Genomic DNA, 15744 nt, shown 5'->3' with positions numbered 1-15744 from the left:
GTATTACGGCTTTTGTGCCTGGCGCTCAGGCCGTGGTGTATCAGGTGGATTAGGGGTGGCTGTGAGTCTTTCGCGAGCAAGCCCGCTCCCACAGGGGAATGCATTCCAAAATGTGGGAGCGGGCTTGCTCGCGAAGGCGTAAGCCCAAACAACAAAGAACTACAGCTTGCGCCACACACTCGCCAGCCACGGCTGCTGTTCCCGAGGCAACCCGGCGGGCCGGTAGTAATGCTCCAATTCCACAAAACCCGCCGCCGTCAGCAGCGCCTGCCAGGCCTGCAAGTCGTGATACGAGCCATACCGCGGCCCGTTCCAGCCTTCCTGGTTTTCACCCCGAGGGTTTGAGCTGAACAACACGCCACCGACTTTCAGTGCTCCGTGAAGCTGTCCAAGAATGCGCGGCAGCTCCTGCTTGGGAATATGAAACAGCACCGCATTGGCGAAGATCCCGTCGAAACGCCCGGTGGGCAAATCCAGTTTCAGAAAATCCTGTTGCAGCACTTCACAGCCGCTGTCTTCCCGGGCCATCTGCGCGAAGCGCTCCGAACCATCGAGCCCCACGGCGATGTGGCCCATGCGAGTAAACGTCTGCAAATCCCGGCCCGGCCCGCAGCCGAAATCCAGTACGGTAAACGGCGCTTCACCCTGGATATGCCGCAGCAGCGCATCAATGTTCTGGCTCACGTCGTGGTCACGGGTGCCTTCACGAAAATCCTCGGCCACTTTGTTGTAGTGGCCGAGGGTGGTGGAGGTGATCTGGTCGAGGTCGTCGGGGGCGAGTTTCATGGCGGGCAATACCGGGCGCTTAGAGGGCCTGACTATACCTCACCTCTTGTTCAGAACCCTGGCCAACCGATCGCCGCCCAACTGAATCACCGCCACCAGAATCACCAGCAGCACAATCACCGTCAGCATGATCTGCGTATCAAAGCGCTGATAACCATAGCGGTAGGCAATATCTCCCAGCCCACCGGCGCCAATCGCCCCGGCCATGGCGGAGGAGTTGATCATCGTCACCAGGGTAATCGTGAATCCGCCAACAATCCCCGGCAGCGCCTCGGGCAGCAGCACGTGCCAGACGATATGCCAGCGTCGGCAACCCATGGCCTGCGCCGCCTCGATCAAGCCGTGATCGACTTCGCGCAAGCTGACTTCGGCGATCCGCGCAAAGAACGGCGTGGCTGCGATGGTCAACGGCACCACCGCAGCCCACACGCCATAGGTGGTGCCGACGATCAGCCGGGTGAACGGGATCAGCGCCACCATCAGAATCAGAAACGGAATCGAGCGGAACAGGTTAACGAACGCCCCCAGCACCCGGTTCAACGCGGGCGCCTGATAGATGCCGCCCTTGTCGCTGGTCACCAGGAACACTGCCAGCGGAATCCCCACCAGCAACGCGATCAGCGACGACACACCGACCATCAACAGCGTGTCGATGGCGCCCTGCAATAAACGATCAAACCACATAGCCCAGCACCTCCACCTGTTGTGCCCAGCGCCCGGCGCGGGTGCGCAGTTCTTCAGCGGTCAGGGACGAGCCGCTCACCGCCAGCAGCAATTGCCCCAACGCATGGCCCTGAATGCGCTCCACGCCGCCTTGCAGCAAACGCACGCGCCCGCCGAGGGCGCTGAACAGCGCTGCAAGGTCCGGCTCGTCTTCGGCAGTGCCGGTCAGTTGCAAGCGCAGCACCACGGCGGCGTCCTTTGAGGTCGGATTGGCCTGCAGGCGGCTTTGCAACTCTTCAGGCAAGCCGTGTTGCAGCGGAGCCAGCAGGGTCTTGCTGACGTCGTGCTGCGGGTTGCCAAACACTTCCCACACCGGACCTTGCTCGACCACGTGGCCGTGTTCCAGCACCACGACGCGGTCGCAGATTTCGCGAATCACGGCCATTTCGTGGGTGATCAACACGATGGTCAGGCGCAGGCGTTTGTTGATCTCCCGCAGCAGGCCGAGGATCGACTGGGTGGTCTCCGGGTCAAGCGCCGAAGTGGCTTCATCACACAACAGAATCTGCGGGTCATGCACCAGCGAACGGGCAATGCCCACCCGCTGTTTCTGCCCGCCGGACAGCTGCGCCGGATAGGCCTTGTGCTTGTCCTGCAAACCCACCAGCTCCAACAGCTCGCGCACCTTTTTCTCGCGCTGCTCCTTGGGCACGCCCGCGACTTTCAGCGGCAGTTCGACGTTCTGCCACACGGTCTTGGCCGACATCAGGTTGAAGTGCTGGAAGATCATGCCGATGCGCCGGCGCAGGGCAACCAGGCTGTCTTCGTCGAAGTCGCCGATGTCTACCTGGTCAATCAACACCCGGCCGCTGCTCGGTTGTTCCAGGCGGTTGATGGTGCGGATCAGCGACGACTTGCCGGCGCCGCTGCGGCCGATGATGCCGAAGACTTCACCGCGCTGGATTGCCAGGTCGATGCCTTGCAGGGCGGGCACGACCTGGCCGTCATAGGTCTTGCCGAGGTTGATGAATCGCACATGGGCATGGTTCAGCGCCGGATGCAGCTCGGTCTGCTGCGCGTCCAGGTGCGGTGGTTGCGTCTCGCGTCGTTGTGCTGTGGCGGCGCTCATATTCAGCCTTCCCAGCCGACTTGGTAGAGCTTGCCAAGGGATTTATCCAGGGCGGCGCGTACCACCGGCGAGTGCTGGTAGATGTCGATGAACTTGATCAGGCGCGGGTCGGTTTTGCTCTTCGGCTGGATCACGAACTGGATCACGTATTCCTTGTGGTCGATGCCGTCGAACAGCAAGGCCGACTCAGGATCGAAGGTCTTGGACAGGCGGATATAGGCCGGGTAGCCCTGCACCAGGTCGGCGTCGTCATAGGCGCGCACCAGTTGCACGGCTTCCACTTGCAGGATCTTGATCTTCTTCGGGTTGGTGACGATGTCTTCTTCGGTGGCCTTGTAGCCCACGCCCGGCTTGAGGGTGATCAAGCCCGCCTTGGCCAGCAACTGCAGGCCGCGGCCGCTGTTGATCGGGTCGTTGGCAATCGCCACCGTTGCGCCTTGAGGCAGGTCGTTGAAGTTTTTGTACTTCTTCGAATACAGGCCGACGTTGTTGATGATCCCCGGGGCGAACGGCACCAGGTCAAACCCGGCGGCGGCCTTGGCATTTTCCAGGAACGGGATGTGCTGGAAGTAGTTCACGTCGATATCGCCGGCCGCCAGGCTGACGTTGGGCGCGATCCAATCGGTGAACTCCACCAGTTCGACTTTCAAACCCTGTTTGCCGGCCTCTTCGACGGCGGCCTCCAGGGGAATCGCGAAGGCGGCGGTGGTGCCGACTTTCAAAGGAGCGTCAGCGGCGAATACCGCCGAGCTGAAGAGTCCGAGGGCGAGGGCCAGTGCTTTGACTGGGTGGCTGAGCAATGTTTTTTTCATATTGGATTTCCAATTGTAGGAGCGAGCTTGCTCGCGAAAAACTTGAATGCGCCACGGGGTGTCAGGTGCCCCGCGTTATCGTTGACGATTTTCGCGAGCAAGCTCGCTCCTACAGGGTTCAGTGGCGGTAGGTGGAGCCGGTGTGTTGTTCAGGTAAGTGCGCTGAGTTGCGGAACACTTTTTCCCGCAGCGTCCCGGTGTCATACGCGGTCTTGTACGAGCCCCGACGCTGCAGCTCCGGTATCACCAGTTCGATAAAGTCGACGTAGCTTTCCGGGGTAACGATGCGCGTCAGGTTGAAGCCATCCAGGCCGGTTTCGCTGATCCATGATTCAAGTTCATCCGCCACCTGTGCCGGCGAGCCCACCAGGGTGATGTAGCGGCCGCCGAGGGCGTGTTGCTCCAGTAATTTGCGCCGGGTCCAGTCGTTGTTTTGCAGGTTTTTGGTCGCGGACTGGATGGCGTTGCTCTTCACGTACTGGATCGGTTCATCGATTTCGTACTGGGAAAAATCAATCGCCGTGGACGCCGAGAAATGCGCCACGCCGGCTTCCGCACTGGCGTAGCTCAGGTACTCGGCGTGCTTGGCCCACGCGGCTTCTTCGGTGGCGCCGACAATCACGTTCAGCCCCATGAACACCTTGATGTCGTCCGGGTTACGCCCGGCTTCCACGGCGCTGGCGCGCACCTTGTCCACCTGGATTTTGGTCGAGGCTTTGTTCTGCCCACTGATGAATACGCACTCGGCATGACGCCCGGCGAACAGCAAGCCACGGTCCGAGCTGCCCGCCTGGAACAGCACCGGCGTGCGTTGCGGTGACGGCTCGCACAGGTGATATCCCTCCACCTGATAGAACTCGCCCTTGTGCTCGACCTTGTGCACCTTCTCCGGCTGGGCATACACCCGCGCCCGCGGATCGTTGATCACCGCGTCGTTTTCCCAACTGCCTTCCCAAAGCTTGTAGAGCACTTCCAGGTATTCGTCGGCCTGGTCGTAGCGCCGGTCGTGCTCGACCTGCTCGGTCAGGCCCATGGCCTTGGCGGCACTGTCGAGGTAGCCGGTGACGATGTTCCAGCCCACCCGGCCACGGCTCAGGTGGTCGAGGGTCGACATGCGCCGGGCGAACAGATACGGCGGTTCGTAGGTGAGGTTGGCGGTCAGGCCGAAGCCGAGGTTTTTGGTCACCGCCGCCATGGCCGAGACCAGCAGCAACGGGTCGTTGACCGGCAGCTGGATCGACTCTTTGAGCGGCACATCCACCGAATTCTGGTAGACGTCGTACACCCCGACGATGTCAGCGATGAACAGCCCGTCGAACAGTCCGCGCTCCAGCAGCTGTGCCAGTTCGGTCCAGTATTCGAGGGTCTTGTATTGAGTCGAAGTGTCCCGTGGATGGGTCCACAGGCCATGGTTGATGTGCCCGATGCAGTTCATGTTGAAGGCATTGAGCAGGATCTTTTTTTTCGGTTTCAAAGGCAGGGCCATCAGATAGTCCCCCGCAGCGGCGGGTTTTCATCGTTGAGGTAGTAATTACCCACTGCGTGGTACTTCCAGCGCACCGGGTCGTGCAGGGTGTGCACCCGGGCGTTGCGCCAGTGGCGGTCCAGGCCGTGTTCGGCGAGGGTGGCCTGGCTGCCGGCGAGTTCGAACAGGGTGCTGCCAGCGGCCAGGGAAACCTCGGTGCTGAGTGCGCGCACTTCGGCGACGGCGATGGACGCGGCCGCGACGGTGTCGGCATTGCTGTCGGCCTGGGCACGGTCGAGGAATTCACCGGAGCGCTCCAGCAGGGCTTCGCTGGCGTGCAGGCGGATGCTCAAGTGGCCGAAGCTTTTCAGGGTCAGCGGGTCTTCCGTTGCCTTGTCGCTGGTGGCGTCGATCCAGGGCCGGGTCTTGGTGCGCACGAAGTGCAGCGCATCTTCATAGGCCGCGCGGGCGATGCCGGTGTCGATGGCGGCGTGAAGGATTTGCGCCAGCGGGCCGACGGTGGTCGGGCGTTCGAAGGCACTCTGGAACGGGATCACGTCCTGGGCCGCGACCCAAACGTTATCGAACACCACCGAACCGCTGCCGGTGGTGCGCTGGCCGAAGCCGCTCCAGTCGTCGATCACGGTCAGGCCCTGGCTGTCACGGGTGACAAAAGCCAGTTGCTGCACGCCGTTTTCGTCCACCACAGACGTGGGAATGCGTTGGGCGTAGATCGCGCCGGTGGAATAGAACTTACGGCCGGTGATACGGAAACCGTCACCGTCGCGGGTGATCTTGGTGATGCGGTCATGGGCAGTTTTGGTGCCCAGTTCCGCCAGCGCATTGCCGAAGCGCTGGCCGGCGAGGACTTCGGCGTACAGGCGTTTTTGCTGCGCCGGGCTGCCATTTACCCGCAGTACTTCGAGGGCATAAAAATGGTTCTGCGGGATCTGCCCCAAGGATGCATCCGCCTGGGCAATCAGTGCCGTAACCTTGGCCAGGGTGACGTTGGAAACGCCGGCGCCGCCGAACTCCTTGGGTACGCTGATGCCCCACAGGCCGGAGCGGGAAAACACGTCCAGTTCGGGCAAGGGCAGGCGGCGTTCACGGTCACGCAAGGCGCTGTCGCGGCGGAAGTCTTCGGCCAGGTCGCTGGCGACAATAAGGGCTTGTTCATCGCTGGTAATAACCGCGACGTGGTGAGAAAGGGTCATGCGTATTCTCCAGAGGTCTGGTCGGTTAAATCCAGGAATGTCGGGCAGGTAAAGTGCCGTTGAGGTGATAGGCGCCCACCGCGTGATACTTCCAGCGCACCGGGTCGTGCAGGGTGTGCACCCGGGCGTTGCGCCAGTGGCGGTCGAGGTTGAATTCGGCGAGGGTCGCGCGGCTGCCGGCCAGTTCGAACAGCTTTTCGCTGGCAAGCAAGGAAATCTCGGTGGTCAGCACCTTGGCTTCGGCCACGGCAATCGAGGCGCGTGCGGCTGACTGCGCAGTGATCGGCGCGGCACTGACTTGATCCAGTACCTGGCCGGCCTTGCGCAATAGCGCTTCAGCAGCGTGCAGTTCGATTTTCAGCTTGCCGATATCGGCGATCACATACAGGTCATCGCTGGCCCGCTCGACCTTGGCGTCGATCCATGGCCGTGAACGTTCGCGTACAAAACTGATGGTGTCTTCGAGTGCACCACGGGCGATGCCGGCGTCGATGGCCGCCTGGATCAATTGCGAAACGGCGCCCTGGATACCTGGCGTTTCGCCGAGGCGCCAGGTCTCCACCACCAGTTCGGCGTCCACCGCCACCTGATCGAGAAGCACTGTGCCGCTGGCCGTGGTGCGTTGGCCAAAGCCTGACCAGTCATCGACGATACGCAGGCCTTCGGTACCACGGCGCACGAACGCCATGACGACTTTGCCTTCATCGTTCAACGCCTTGACCGCCACCCAGTGGGCGAATAGCGCGCCGGTGGAATAAAACTTCTGGCCACTGATGACGTAGCCGTCACCTTCGGCAGTGATGCGTGCCTTGAGATCCAGGGTGTTTTTGGTGCCGCGTTCCGGGCCGCCGTTGCCGATGCGCCAGCCGTCCAGCACGCTCTGGAAAAGCTGCTTCTTCTGGCGCTCGCTGGCCGCACCTTGCAGCACGTGCAGGATGCCGAAATGGTTCTGCGGGATTTGCCCCAGCGCCGGGTCGGCCGCGCTGATGATCGCGAACACTTCGGCCAGGGTCACAAAGGACACTTGCGGGCCGCCGTACTCACGAGGAATGGAAATACTGCCCAAGCCGCTGCGGGTGAAATGCTCGATTTCAGCCCAGGGCAGTTTGCGTTGCTGATCGCGCCTGGCCGCTTGCAGGCGCGCAGCCTGGGCAAGCTCATGAGCCGCGCTCAGGGCCTCGGCGTCGTTGCGCAGCACCTTGGCGGGCAACAACAGCGGGGCAACGTCCAGATCACTCTGGGGGGGTGTTTGTGCCAAGTTAGACATCAGCGCCGCTCCTTGGCTGCACGTAATGCCCTGGCGTTACGCACCGGGGTAATTTTGACCATACCTACCTCACATCCGTTGAAAAGATAAAAAATCAGGAATGTCCGGTGGTCCGGTGCATATACCCTAAGCGTGTTAAATTTTTAAATAAACTAACTTTTAGGAATATGCATAGAAGGTCTGTCACCCCGGCTCACAGGGCGAACCGGGGCGGCGGGGTTGGTAGACCAGCGCAGGCTTGGCAGGGCTGGTCGGGGCCTTGGGGACGTGCGTGGCGATGCGCAAGGTGCGGGCTGGCGCCCAGCGTGAATTATTGCCGACCCGGTCGCGAATGCAGTAGGTCACTTCGAGGCGATGGTCATCCCCGGCCTCGACGATGATCGTCGACGGCACCCACACGTGCACCGCCTTGCCGACATCGCTGGCCTGGATTTTTGGCAGGTCCAGGCGCACGTCGCCCCAGCGCAGCGTGATCTCGTCGTCGGTCGCCATGTTCAGGTAGGGCTCGATGGTCAGGGGCACGCCGCGACGGATCTGGCTGCTGTTGACGCCGTGGCGGCGAATGGTCTCGGGCAGGCTGACGGCGGCCAGGTTCTGGTTTTCATCGATGCTCAGTGCCAGGGGCATGCCGCCGGGATAATCGGTCTTGATCTGCACTCGGGTGATGGCTGAACGCGCCGGGCCGTGGCCGACTTGCATGACCCGATAATGAATTCGCGCCGGACCATTTTGCACAAAGCTTTCCGGCACTCGAAGGCTGGTGGACATGCCGATTTTGCCGGCGGTCACGCGCCTGGAAGCGGCAAAGCAGTTGTTCCAGAACAGCTCGATCAGATCACCTTCGTCCATGCCGCAGTAAGGCGCGATATCGACCTGCAAGTCTGTCGCGGCGAGGGCATTGATGCCTTTTCGATGCGCTTGGGGCAAGGTCGGGGCACACAGCAACGCCCGAGTGGAAATACGCTTCATAAATAATCTCCTTGATGCAGCCAACAGCAATCGTCCCGGACATTGGGCGCGTGCAGGCGGCGTAGTCCGAAAGGAACGATTTAATGAAAAACCGGAATGGATCCAATTATCTTGGCTCTAGATAAGAGGCTCGGTTAGTTGGCGTCAAGAGGCTGGGCGGGGCAAACAGGGGGTTATGGAATATTCAGAAGGGTCTTACTGGCGGGGCGCTGCAAGTGTGTGTTTCAAGGTGACTTTTACCCAATGAATAAAGGGTTTTTCCCAAAAAACACCTAAGAGGCGAGTTGCCTTACGGCAACTCTATAAAGCGAAGTTTCTTACATCCGATGGGCGCAAGTTAGTTGTTGATGAACTTGCTGAGAAACTGCCGGGTACGTTCTTCTTTCGGGTTGGCAAACAGTGCCTTGGCTTCGCCTTGTTCAACAATTACACCCTTGTCGAAGAAGATCACGCGATTGGCAACATCCCGGGCAAAACTCATCTCATGGGTCACGATGACCATGGTGCGGTTTTCTTCAGCAAGGCTGCGAATGGTCGCCAGCACTTCGCCTACCAGTTCCGGGTCCAGGGCCGAGGTGGGTTCATCGAACAGGATCACCTCCGGTTCCATTGCCAAGGCCCGGGCAATCGCTACCCGTTGCTGCTGCCCGCCGGACAGGCGCCGGGGGTAGGCGTCTTCCTTGCCTGCCAGGCCGACCCTGGCCAACAGCTTGCGACCGAGGGCGTCCGCGGCGGCCCGGGGCATCTTCTTGACCACGATCGGGCCTTCGATGACGTTCTCCAGGGCGGTGCGATGCGGGAACAGGTTGAAGTTCTGGAACACAAAGCCCACGTGCTGGCGCAGGCGCCGCACCAGGCCTTGCTGTTGGTTGAGCGGGCGGCTGCTGTCGATCTCGATGTCACCGACCTTGATCCGGCCACTGGTGGGTTCTTCGAGGAAATTCAGGCAGCGCAGGAAGGTGGTCTTGCCGGAACCGCTGGGGCCGATGATGGCGACGACTTCGCCTTCCTTGACCTCAAGGTCGATCCCGTTAAGCACCACCTGACCCTTGAATTGTTTGGTCAGTTTTTCAACCACGATCATGCTTCAAGACTCCAGGTCATGCCGGTTGACTCGTGCTTCCAGGCGGTTTTGCACGTGCGCCAGAACGCTGGCAAGAATCCAGTAGATCAAGGCGGCGGACAGATACATGGTGAAAATTTCGAAGGTACGGGCCGAGACCAATTGCGCCTGGCGGAACAGTTCCGGCACCTGGATGGTGGCGGCCAGGGCGGTGTCCTTGACCAGGGAAATAAAGCTGTTGCCCAACGGCGGCAAGGCCGTGCGCATGGCCTGCGGCAGGATGGCCCGGCGCAGGGTCTGCGCACGGGTCATGCCGATGCTGGCCGCAGCTTCCCACTGGCCGCGCTCGATGGAACCGATGGCGGCACGCAGGATTTCACAGGCATAAGCGGCCATGTTCAGCGAGAAGCCGATCATGGCTGCCGGGATCGGATCCAGCTCGATGCCCACTTGCGGCAAGCCGTAGTAGATCAGGAACAGCTGTACCAGCAAGGGCGTGCCGCGAAAGAACGACACGTAGACTCGGGCGGTCCAGCTCAACAGCTTGAAGCGCGACAGGCGCATCAAGGCCAGGCCGAAGCCCAGCAGCAAGCCGAAAAACATCCCGCCAAGGCTAAGAATTACCGTGAAATACGCGCCCTTGAGCAGAAAGGGCGCGGAGTCCAGCGCGAGTTGGAAACCTGCTTCCATTATTGAGTAACGTCAGCGTTGAAGTACTTCTCGGACAGTTTCTTCAAGGTACCGTCGGCGCGCAGTTCGTCGAGGGCCTTGTTCACCGCAGCCAGCAGTTCAGGCTCGCCTTTGCGCAGGGCAATACCGGCTTCCTGACGGGAGAAAGCAGCACCTGCAGCGGCAGTGTCCTTGGCTTTCTTGGCGTATTCCAGCGCCGCCAGGCGGTCGATCAGAATCGCGTCGACACGGCCGATGCGCAGGTCCTGGAACTTGGTTGGGTCATCGTTATAGGTTTTGACGATGGCTTTCGGTTGGTTTTCCTTGAGCCATTGTTCGTAGTTGGTGCCCAGGCCCACACCGATCTTCTTGCCAGCCAGGTCGTCGGCGGTCTTGATGGTGTCGACGTTTTTCGCCAGGGTCAGCGCCTGGATACCGGAGACGGTATACGGCTTGGAGAAGTCGTACTTTTCCTTGCGCGCGTCGGAGATAGTCACCTGGTTGACGACTGCGTCCAGGCGTTTGGATTCCAGGGCGGCGAGGATGCCATCCCATGGCGTGGCTTGCAGCTTGACCTTGACGCCGAGCTTCTTGGCCAGGGCTTCAGACAACTCGACCTCGAAACCGCTGAGCTTGCCGCTTTCATCGACGAAGCTGAACGGCGGGTAGGTGCCTTCCAGGCCAATCTTGATTTCGCCGGCTTTCTTGATGTTGTCCAACTGCTCGCCGGCAACTGCCTGACCGAGCCACCCGGCGCCAAGCGCCAGCCCCAACGTACCAACCAGTAACGTGCGACGGAATACGGAAATAGTCATGAAGAGCCCCTGTGTTTTTATGTTGAGCGATGCAGGTGACGCGGTAGTCGTATCCTGCCTTAAAAGCGCGGTGTGTGGGAGCGGGCTTGCTCGCGAATGCATCAACTCGGTGGTGAAGTTTTTACCGAGTTGTGGGCATCGCCAGCAGATTCGCCTACGGCGCGACTATAAAGCCAGGTTTTAAGACTTGAAAATAATATAAAATAAGATTGATATTTCTTTATGGAATATCAAAAGCTCGAATCATACGCGAACAAGGCGGGTGCGCCACCGGTGTGCAGGAAGATGATCGGCCCCTCTTCAAAGCGCTGCCGGCCAATGCCGTCCAGCAACCCGGCCATGGCTTTGCCAGTGTAGACCGGGTCCAGCAGCAAGCCTTCCTGGCTGGCCACCAGCTTGATCGCCGCCAGCGTGCCGGCACTCGGTTCGCCATAACGGGGGGCGAAGTACTCGTCCCACAGGATCACCTTGAACGCATCGGGCACCGGCACGCCGAGCAATTCGGCCGTGCGTTCGGCCAGGCCTTGCACCTTGGGGCGCTGGGCTTCGTCGGTGCGGGACACCGTGACGCCAATCACTTGCAGGTCCGGCAGTACTTCGGCCAGTGCCAGTGCCAGGCCGCTGTGGGTGCCGGCGCTGCCGGAGGCCAGGACCACGGTGGAGAACTGGATGCCACTGTCTTCAATCTGCCCGGCCAGTTCCAGTCCGGCGCGCACGTAACCCAGGGCGCCGAGGGCGTTGGAGCCGCCGATGGGCACCAGGTACGGCTTCTTGCCGTTGCTGCGCAGGCGGTCGGCGACGGCGTTGAGTTGGTCGTCGACGTTGTCCAGGTTTTCTACCAGCTCGACCTTGGCGTCGAACAGTTCCAGCAACAGGCGGTTGCCGTTGGCCAGGTAGTTGGGGTCTTCGGTGCCCGTCGGGTTTTCCAGCAGGGCGACGCAGCCCAGGCCCAGCTTGGCGGCCAGTGCCGCGGTTTGGCGCACATGGTTGGACTGGATCGCACCGGCGGTGACGAGGGTATCGGCGCCTTGGGCGAGGGCGTCGGCGGCGAGGTATTCGAGTTTGCGCAGCTTGTTGCCACCCAGGGCCAGCGGCGTGGTGTCGTCACGTTTGACGTAGACGTCACGCCCCAGCCAGGCCGACAGCCGTTCGAGTTTTTCCAGGGCGGTGGCGCCGCCCAGCAGTTCCAGACGGTTAAAGCGGTCGAGCTGTTGTTTGATCATGGCTACGCACGGGTGGTCAGAGATGCACCGACTATAGGCAGGCACTTTTCAGGGGGCAACCGCCAATCGCTTATGTCTGTGGGTTATTAGCATTGCACTATTGGTTCTTAAGGACGCTCAGGTGCCTTGCCGTAAAGTGGTGGGCATTTCGTCAGGAGTGAAGACCGTGAGTGAGCGTTCCAGTCATTGGCAATTACAGACCATCGTCAGCCAGCTGCGCAGCGCCCGGGACCAGTGGCGCACCCGCAATGGCCGGGTCAGCGGCGAGCAGGGCGGTCGCGAGCTGCCTTCACGGGAAGCCGTGGCGCAGATTCTCGAGGCGTTGTGCGGCGCGCTGTTCCCCATGCGTTTGGGGCCGGTGGACCTGCGTGAAGAAAGTGAAGATTTCTACGTCGGCCATACCCTGGATGTGGCGCTGAATGCGTTGCTCGCCCAGGCGCGGCTGGAACTGCGGTATGCCGCACGGCAAGGCGGCCAGGATGACAGTGAGGTGGACGCCCATGCCATCCACCTGATCCAGGATTTCGCCCTGGCATTGCCAGCCTTGCGCAGCCTGCTGGACACCGACGTACTCGCCGCCTACCACGGCGACCCGGCGGCGCGCAGCGTGGATGAAGTGCTGTTGTGCTACCCGGGGATTCTGGCGGTGATTCACCATCGCCTGGCGCATCACTTGTATCGGGCGGGGTTGCCGTTGCTGGCGCGGATCAGTGCGGAAATCGCGCACTCGGCGACCGGAATTGATATCCACCCGGGCGCGCAGATCGGCCCGAGCTTCTTTATCGACCACGGGACGGGTGTGGTGATTGGTGAGACGGCGATCATTGGCGAGCGGGTGCGGATCTATCAAGCCGTGACTTTGGGCGCCAAGCGTTTCCCGGCGGATGAAGACGGGCAATTGCAGAAGGGCCATCCGCGGCATCCGATTGTCGAGGATGATGTGGTGATCTACGCCGGGGCGACGATTCTGGGGCGGATTACCATTGGCAAGGGTTCGACCATTGGCGGCAACGTGTGGCTGACGCGGAGCGTGCCGGCGGGAGCGAACCTGACCCAGGCGAATTTGCAGCATGACGACGGGACGCAAAAGTAGAACCCCTCTCTCAAGATCACACAGATCAAATGTGGGAGCGGGCTTGCTCGCGAATGCGGAGTGTCAGCCAATACATCAGTTGACTGATCCACCGCATTCGCGAGCAAGCCCGCTCCCACATTTTTGTCTGTATTCCAAATTTGAGCCGCATTAGCCAGATTCGAGCCGTATTTCGCTCAGCAATCGCTGAACGTTTCGTCATCCCCATACGTCATACAATTCCTTGAGCTAGTGTAGGAAACACCTACCACTCGGCCCTGCGATTAGTCCTCAAACCCCTATCCATGTTTAACTTGACTGTTCGTTCAAGTTAAATCGGTGGTTCGCTGCCCGCTCACAACAGGAGGCTTACCTTTGCTGAGTCCGTTTTTTACAGCCACATCCCACACCCTTGAGGTGCACCCTTTATGAGTGCATCGTCCATACCTTCAAGCGGTCAGGTCCGCATGAACCCGCCGGTGTTTTACTTCGCCGCGAGCTTCATCCTGCTGTTCGGCCTGACCGTCATCGCGATTCCCGAACAAGCCGGCGCCTGGCTGCTGGCCGCACAAAACTGGGCGGCCAATACGGTCGGCTGGTACTACATGCTGGCGATGACCCTGTATCTGGTCTTCGTGGTGGTCACCGCGTTATCGGGCTACGGCAAGATCAAACTCGGTGCCGACCACGACGAGCCCGAATTCAGTTACCTGTCCTGGGCGGGCATGCTGTTCGCCGCCGGGATCAGCATCACGCTGTTTTTCTTCTGCGTTTCCGAACCGTTGACTCACCTGGTGCAACCGCCCCAGGGCGAGGCGCTGAACGGTGACGCGGCGCGCCAGGCCATGCAGATCCTGTTTCTGCACTGGGGCCTGCATGGCTGGGGTGTGTTCGCCTTCGTCGGCATGGCCCTGGCGTATTTCGCCTACCGGCATAACCTGCCGCTGGCGTTGCGTTCGGCGCTGTACCCGCTGATCGGCAAGCGCATCAACGGCCCCATCGGTTATGCCGTGGACGGCTTCGGCATCATCGCCACGGTGTTCGGCCTTGGCGCCGACATGGGCTTTGGCGTGTTGCACCTCAACTCCGGGCTTGATTACCTGTTCGGCGTGGCTCACACCCAATGGATCCAGGTCGGCCTCATCACCTTGATGATGGGCGCGGCAATTCTTGTCGCCGTCTCGGGCGTCGACAAGGGCGTGCGAGTGATGTCCGACATCAACATGCTGCTGGCCTGTGCGCTGCTGCTATTCGTGTTGTTCGCGGGTCCCACCCAGCACTTGCTCAACACCCTGATCCAGAACATCGGCGACTACCTCGGCGCCTTGCCGACCAAGAGTTTCGACCTCTACGCCTACGACAAACCCAGCGACTGGCTGGGCGGCTGGACCGTGTTTTATTGGGCCTGGTGGATCGCATGGTCGCCGTTTGTGGGCCTGTTTATCGCGCGTATTTCCCGCGGCCGCACCATCCGTGAATTCGTGTTCGGCGTGCTGTTGATCCCGTTGGGCTTCACCCTGGCGTGGATGTCGATCTTCGGCAACAGCGCCATCGACCAGGTACTCAACCACGGCCTCACGGCGCTCGGTCAGTCGGCCATCGATGATCCGTCGATGAGCCTCTACCTGCTGCTGGAAACCTACCCGTGGAGCAAGACGGTGATCGCCGTCACGGTGTTTATCAGCTTCGTGTTCTTCGTTACCTCGGCCGACTCCGGCACCGTGGTGCTCTCGACCTTGTCGGCCAAAGGCGGCAACGCCGATGAAGACGGTCCGAAGTGGCTGCGAGTGTTCTGGGGCGCGATGACCGCATTGGTGACCAGCGCGCTGTTGTTTGCCGGCAGCATCGACTCGCTCAAATCTGCTGTGGTGCTGACATCGCTGCCGTTCTCGATGATCTTGCTGCTGATGATGTGGGGGCTGCACAAGGCGTTCTACCTCGAATCCCAGAAGCAGATTGCGCAGATGCATTCCCTCGCGCCGGTGTCGGGCTCACGTAAAGGCACGGGCGGTTGGCGCCAGCGCTTGAGCCAGGCGGTGCATTTCCCGTCACGGGATGAGGTGTACCGTTTCCTTGAGACCACGGTGCGTCCGGCGATCGAAGAAGTGACGGCAGTGTTTGTCGAAAAAGGCCTGAACGTGGTCGCCCAGCCGGACCCGGCCAACGACAGTGTCAGCCTGGAAATCGGCCACGGCGAACAGCATCCGTTCGTGTATCAGGTGCAGATGCGTGGCTATTTCACCCCGTCATTTGCACGGGGCGGCATGGGTTCCAAGCAGCTCAACAACCGCCGCTACTACCGCGCGGAAGTGCACTTGAGTGAGGGCAGCCAGGACTACGATCTGGTGGGCTACACCAAGGAGCAGATCATCAACGACATCCTCGACCAGTACGAACGGCATATGCAGTTCCTGCACCTGGTTCGCTAAACGAAAAGGCCCTGTTCAATACCTCGAACAGGGCCTTTTTCGTTCTTTGTTTCTCCTCCAGATCCCACCATCACTGGCGCGCCGAAGCGCTCGCCAGCGCCCGCAAAGCCCCGTGCTTGAAGGGTTCCTTAAATTTAATTTCATCCGGGTAAAGGGTGTTTTGACTCC

14 protein-coding genes and 1 pseudogene are annotated in these 15744 nt (G+C 60.7%); 2 read left to right on the top strand and 13 right to left on the bottom strand.

Going from position 1 to position 15744, the window contains the following annotated elements; all coding sequences use genetic code 11:
- Positions 1–159: 159 nt before the first annotated feature.
- The 13 genes and pseudogenes from HBJ59_RS06545 to HBJ59_RS06490 all read right to left on the bottom strand — a co-directional run bounded on the left by HBJ59_RS06545 (position 160) and on the right by HBJ59_RS06490 (position 12075).
- Positions 160–786: a bifunctional 2-polyprenyl-6-hydroxyphenol methylase/3-demethylubiquinol 3-O-methyltransferase UbiG gene (locus tag HBJ59_RS06545; RefSeq protein WP_167663042.1), complete on the bottom strand. Its 627-nt coding sequence runs from the start codon at positions 784–786 to the stop codon at positions 160–162.
- 39 nt (positions 787–825) lie between these two features.
- Positions 826–1470, bottom strand: coding sequence for a methionine ABC transporter permease (locus HBJ59_RS06540; protein WP_003211840.1), 645 nt, complete (start codon positions 1468–1470; stop codon positions 826–828).
- Entirely contained in the window at positions 1460–2578 is a 1119-nt protein-coding gene (locus tag HBJ59_RS06535; protein WP_167663041.1) for a methionine ABC transporter ATP-binding protein, read from the bottom strand. The genes HBJ59_RS06540 and HBJ59_RS06535 overlap by 11 nt, the downstream gene beginning before the upstream one ends.
- Positions 2579–2580: 2 nt before the next feature.
- Positions 2581–3390 carry a MetQ/NlpA family ABC transporter substrate-binding protein gene (locus tag HBJ59_RS06530; protein WP_167663040.1) on the bottom strand — a complete coding sequence of 270 codons (810 nt, stop codon included), beginning with the start codon at positions 3388–3390 and terminating at the stop codon, positions 2581–2583.
- A gap of 11 nt (positions 3391–3401) precedes the next feature.
- A pseudogene (locus HBJ59_RS31405) lies at positions 3402–3491 on the bottom strand (outer membrane lipoprotein carrier protein LolA); the annotation flags it as partial.
- 17 nt (positions 3492–3508) lie between these two features.
- Complete coding sequence (locus HBJ59_RS06525) at positions 3509–4876, bottom strand: LLM class flavin-dependent oxidoreductase (RefSeq protein WP_167663039.1); 1368 nt, start codon at positions 4874–4876, stop codon at positions 3509–3511.
- Positions 4876–6069 carry an SfnB family sulfur acquisition oxidoreductase gene (locus tag HBJ59_RS06520; RefSeq protein ID WP_167663038.1) on the bottom strand — a complete coding sequence of 398 codons (1194 nt, stop codon included), beginning with the start codon at positions 6067–6069 and terminating at the stop codon, positions 4876–4878. The genes HBJ59_RS06525 and HBJ59_RS06520 overlap by 1 nt, the downstream gene beginning before the upstream one ends.
- Positions 6070–6094: 25 nt before the next feature.
- Positions 6095–7336 (bottom strand): SfnB family sulfur acquisition oxidoreductase, encoded by a 1242-nt coding sequence (locus tag HBJ59_RS06515; protein WP_167663037.1) that lies wholly within the window; start codon positions 7334–7336, stop codon positions 6095–6097.
- 183 nt (positions 7337–7519) lie between these two features.
- Entirely contained in the window at positions 7520–8305 is a 786-nt protein-coding gene (locus HBJ59_RS06510; RefSeq protein WP_167663036.1) for a hypothetical protein, read from the bottom strand.
- 337 nt (positions 8306–8642) lie between these two features.
- A complete protein-coding gene (tcyN, locus tag HBJ59_RS06505; RefSeq protein ID WP_076018195.1) occupies positions 8643–9389 on the bottom strand; it encodes an L-cystine ABC transporter ATP-binding protein TcyN in 747 nt (248 codons plus the stop codon).
- A gap of 3 nt (positions 9390–9392) precedes the next feature.
- Positions 9393–10058, bottom strand: a complete 666-nt coding sequence (gene tcyL, locus HBJ59_RS06500; protein WP_003211857.1) for a cystine ABC transporter permease — start codon at positions 10056–10058, stop codon at positions 9393–9395.
- The gene (tcyJ, locus tag HBJ59_RS06495) at positions 10058–10852 is read right to left on the bottom strand and encodes a cystine ABC transporter substrate-binding protein (RefSeq protein ID WP_003211859.1); all 795 of its coding nucleotides are present in this window, start codon (positions 10850–10852) and stop codon (positions 10058–10060) included. Before tcyJ ends, tcyL begins: the two co-directional genes overlap by 1 nt.
- A gap of 230 nt (positions 10853–11082) precedes the next feature.
- On the bottom strand, positions 11083–12075 hold the full coding sequence (locus HBJ59_RS06490) for a D-cysteine desulfhydrase (RefSeq protein ID WP_076018193.1): 993 nt from the start codon (positions 12073–12075) through the stop codon (positions 11083–11085).
- A gap of 166 nt (positions 12076–12241) precedes the next feature.
- Here HBJ59_RS06490 and epsC point away from each other — a divergent pair, with 166 nt between their 5' ends.
- Both epsC and betT read left to right on the top strand, forming a co-directional pair.
- A complete protein-coding gene (gene epsC, locus HBJ59_RS06485) occupies positions 12242–13168 on the top strand; it encodes a serine O-acetyltransferase EpsC (protein ID WP_010168915.1) in 927 nt (308 codons plus the stop codon).
- A gap of 446 nt (positions 13169–13614) precedes the next feature.
- Positions 13615–15576 carry a choline transporter BetT gene (betT, locus tag HBJ59_RS06480; protein WP_167663436.1) on the top strand — a complete coding sequence of 654 codons (1962 nt, stop codon included), beginning with the start codon at positions 13615–13617 and terminating at the stop codon, positions 15574–15576.
- Positions 15577–15744 lie beyond the last annotated feature (168 nt).

It is taken from the genome of Pseudomonas sp. AN3A02 (assembly GCF_011765255.1).
In the GTDB taxonomy this organism is placed as follows: domain Bacteria; phylum Pseudomonadota; class Gammaproteobacteria; order Pseudomonadales; family Pseudomonadaceae; genus Aquipseudomonas.
Note: the sequence above shows the minus strand (reverse complement) of the source record. Positions and strands in the feature narration are given on the sequence as shown.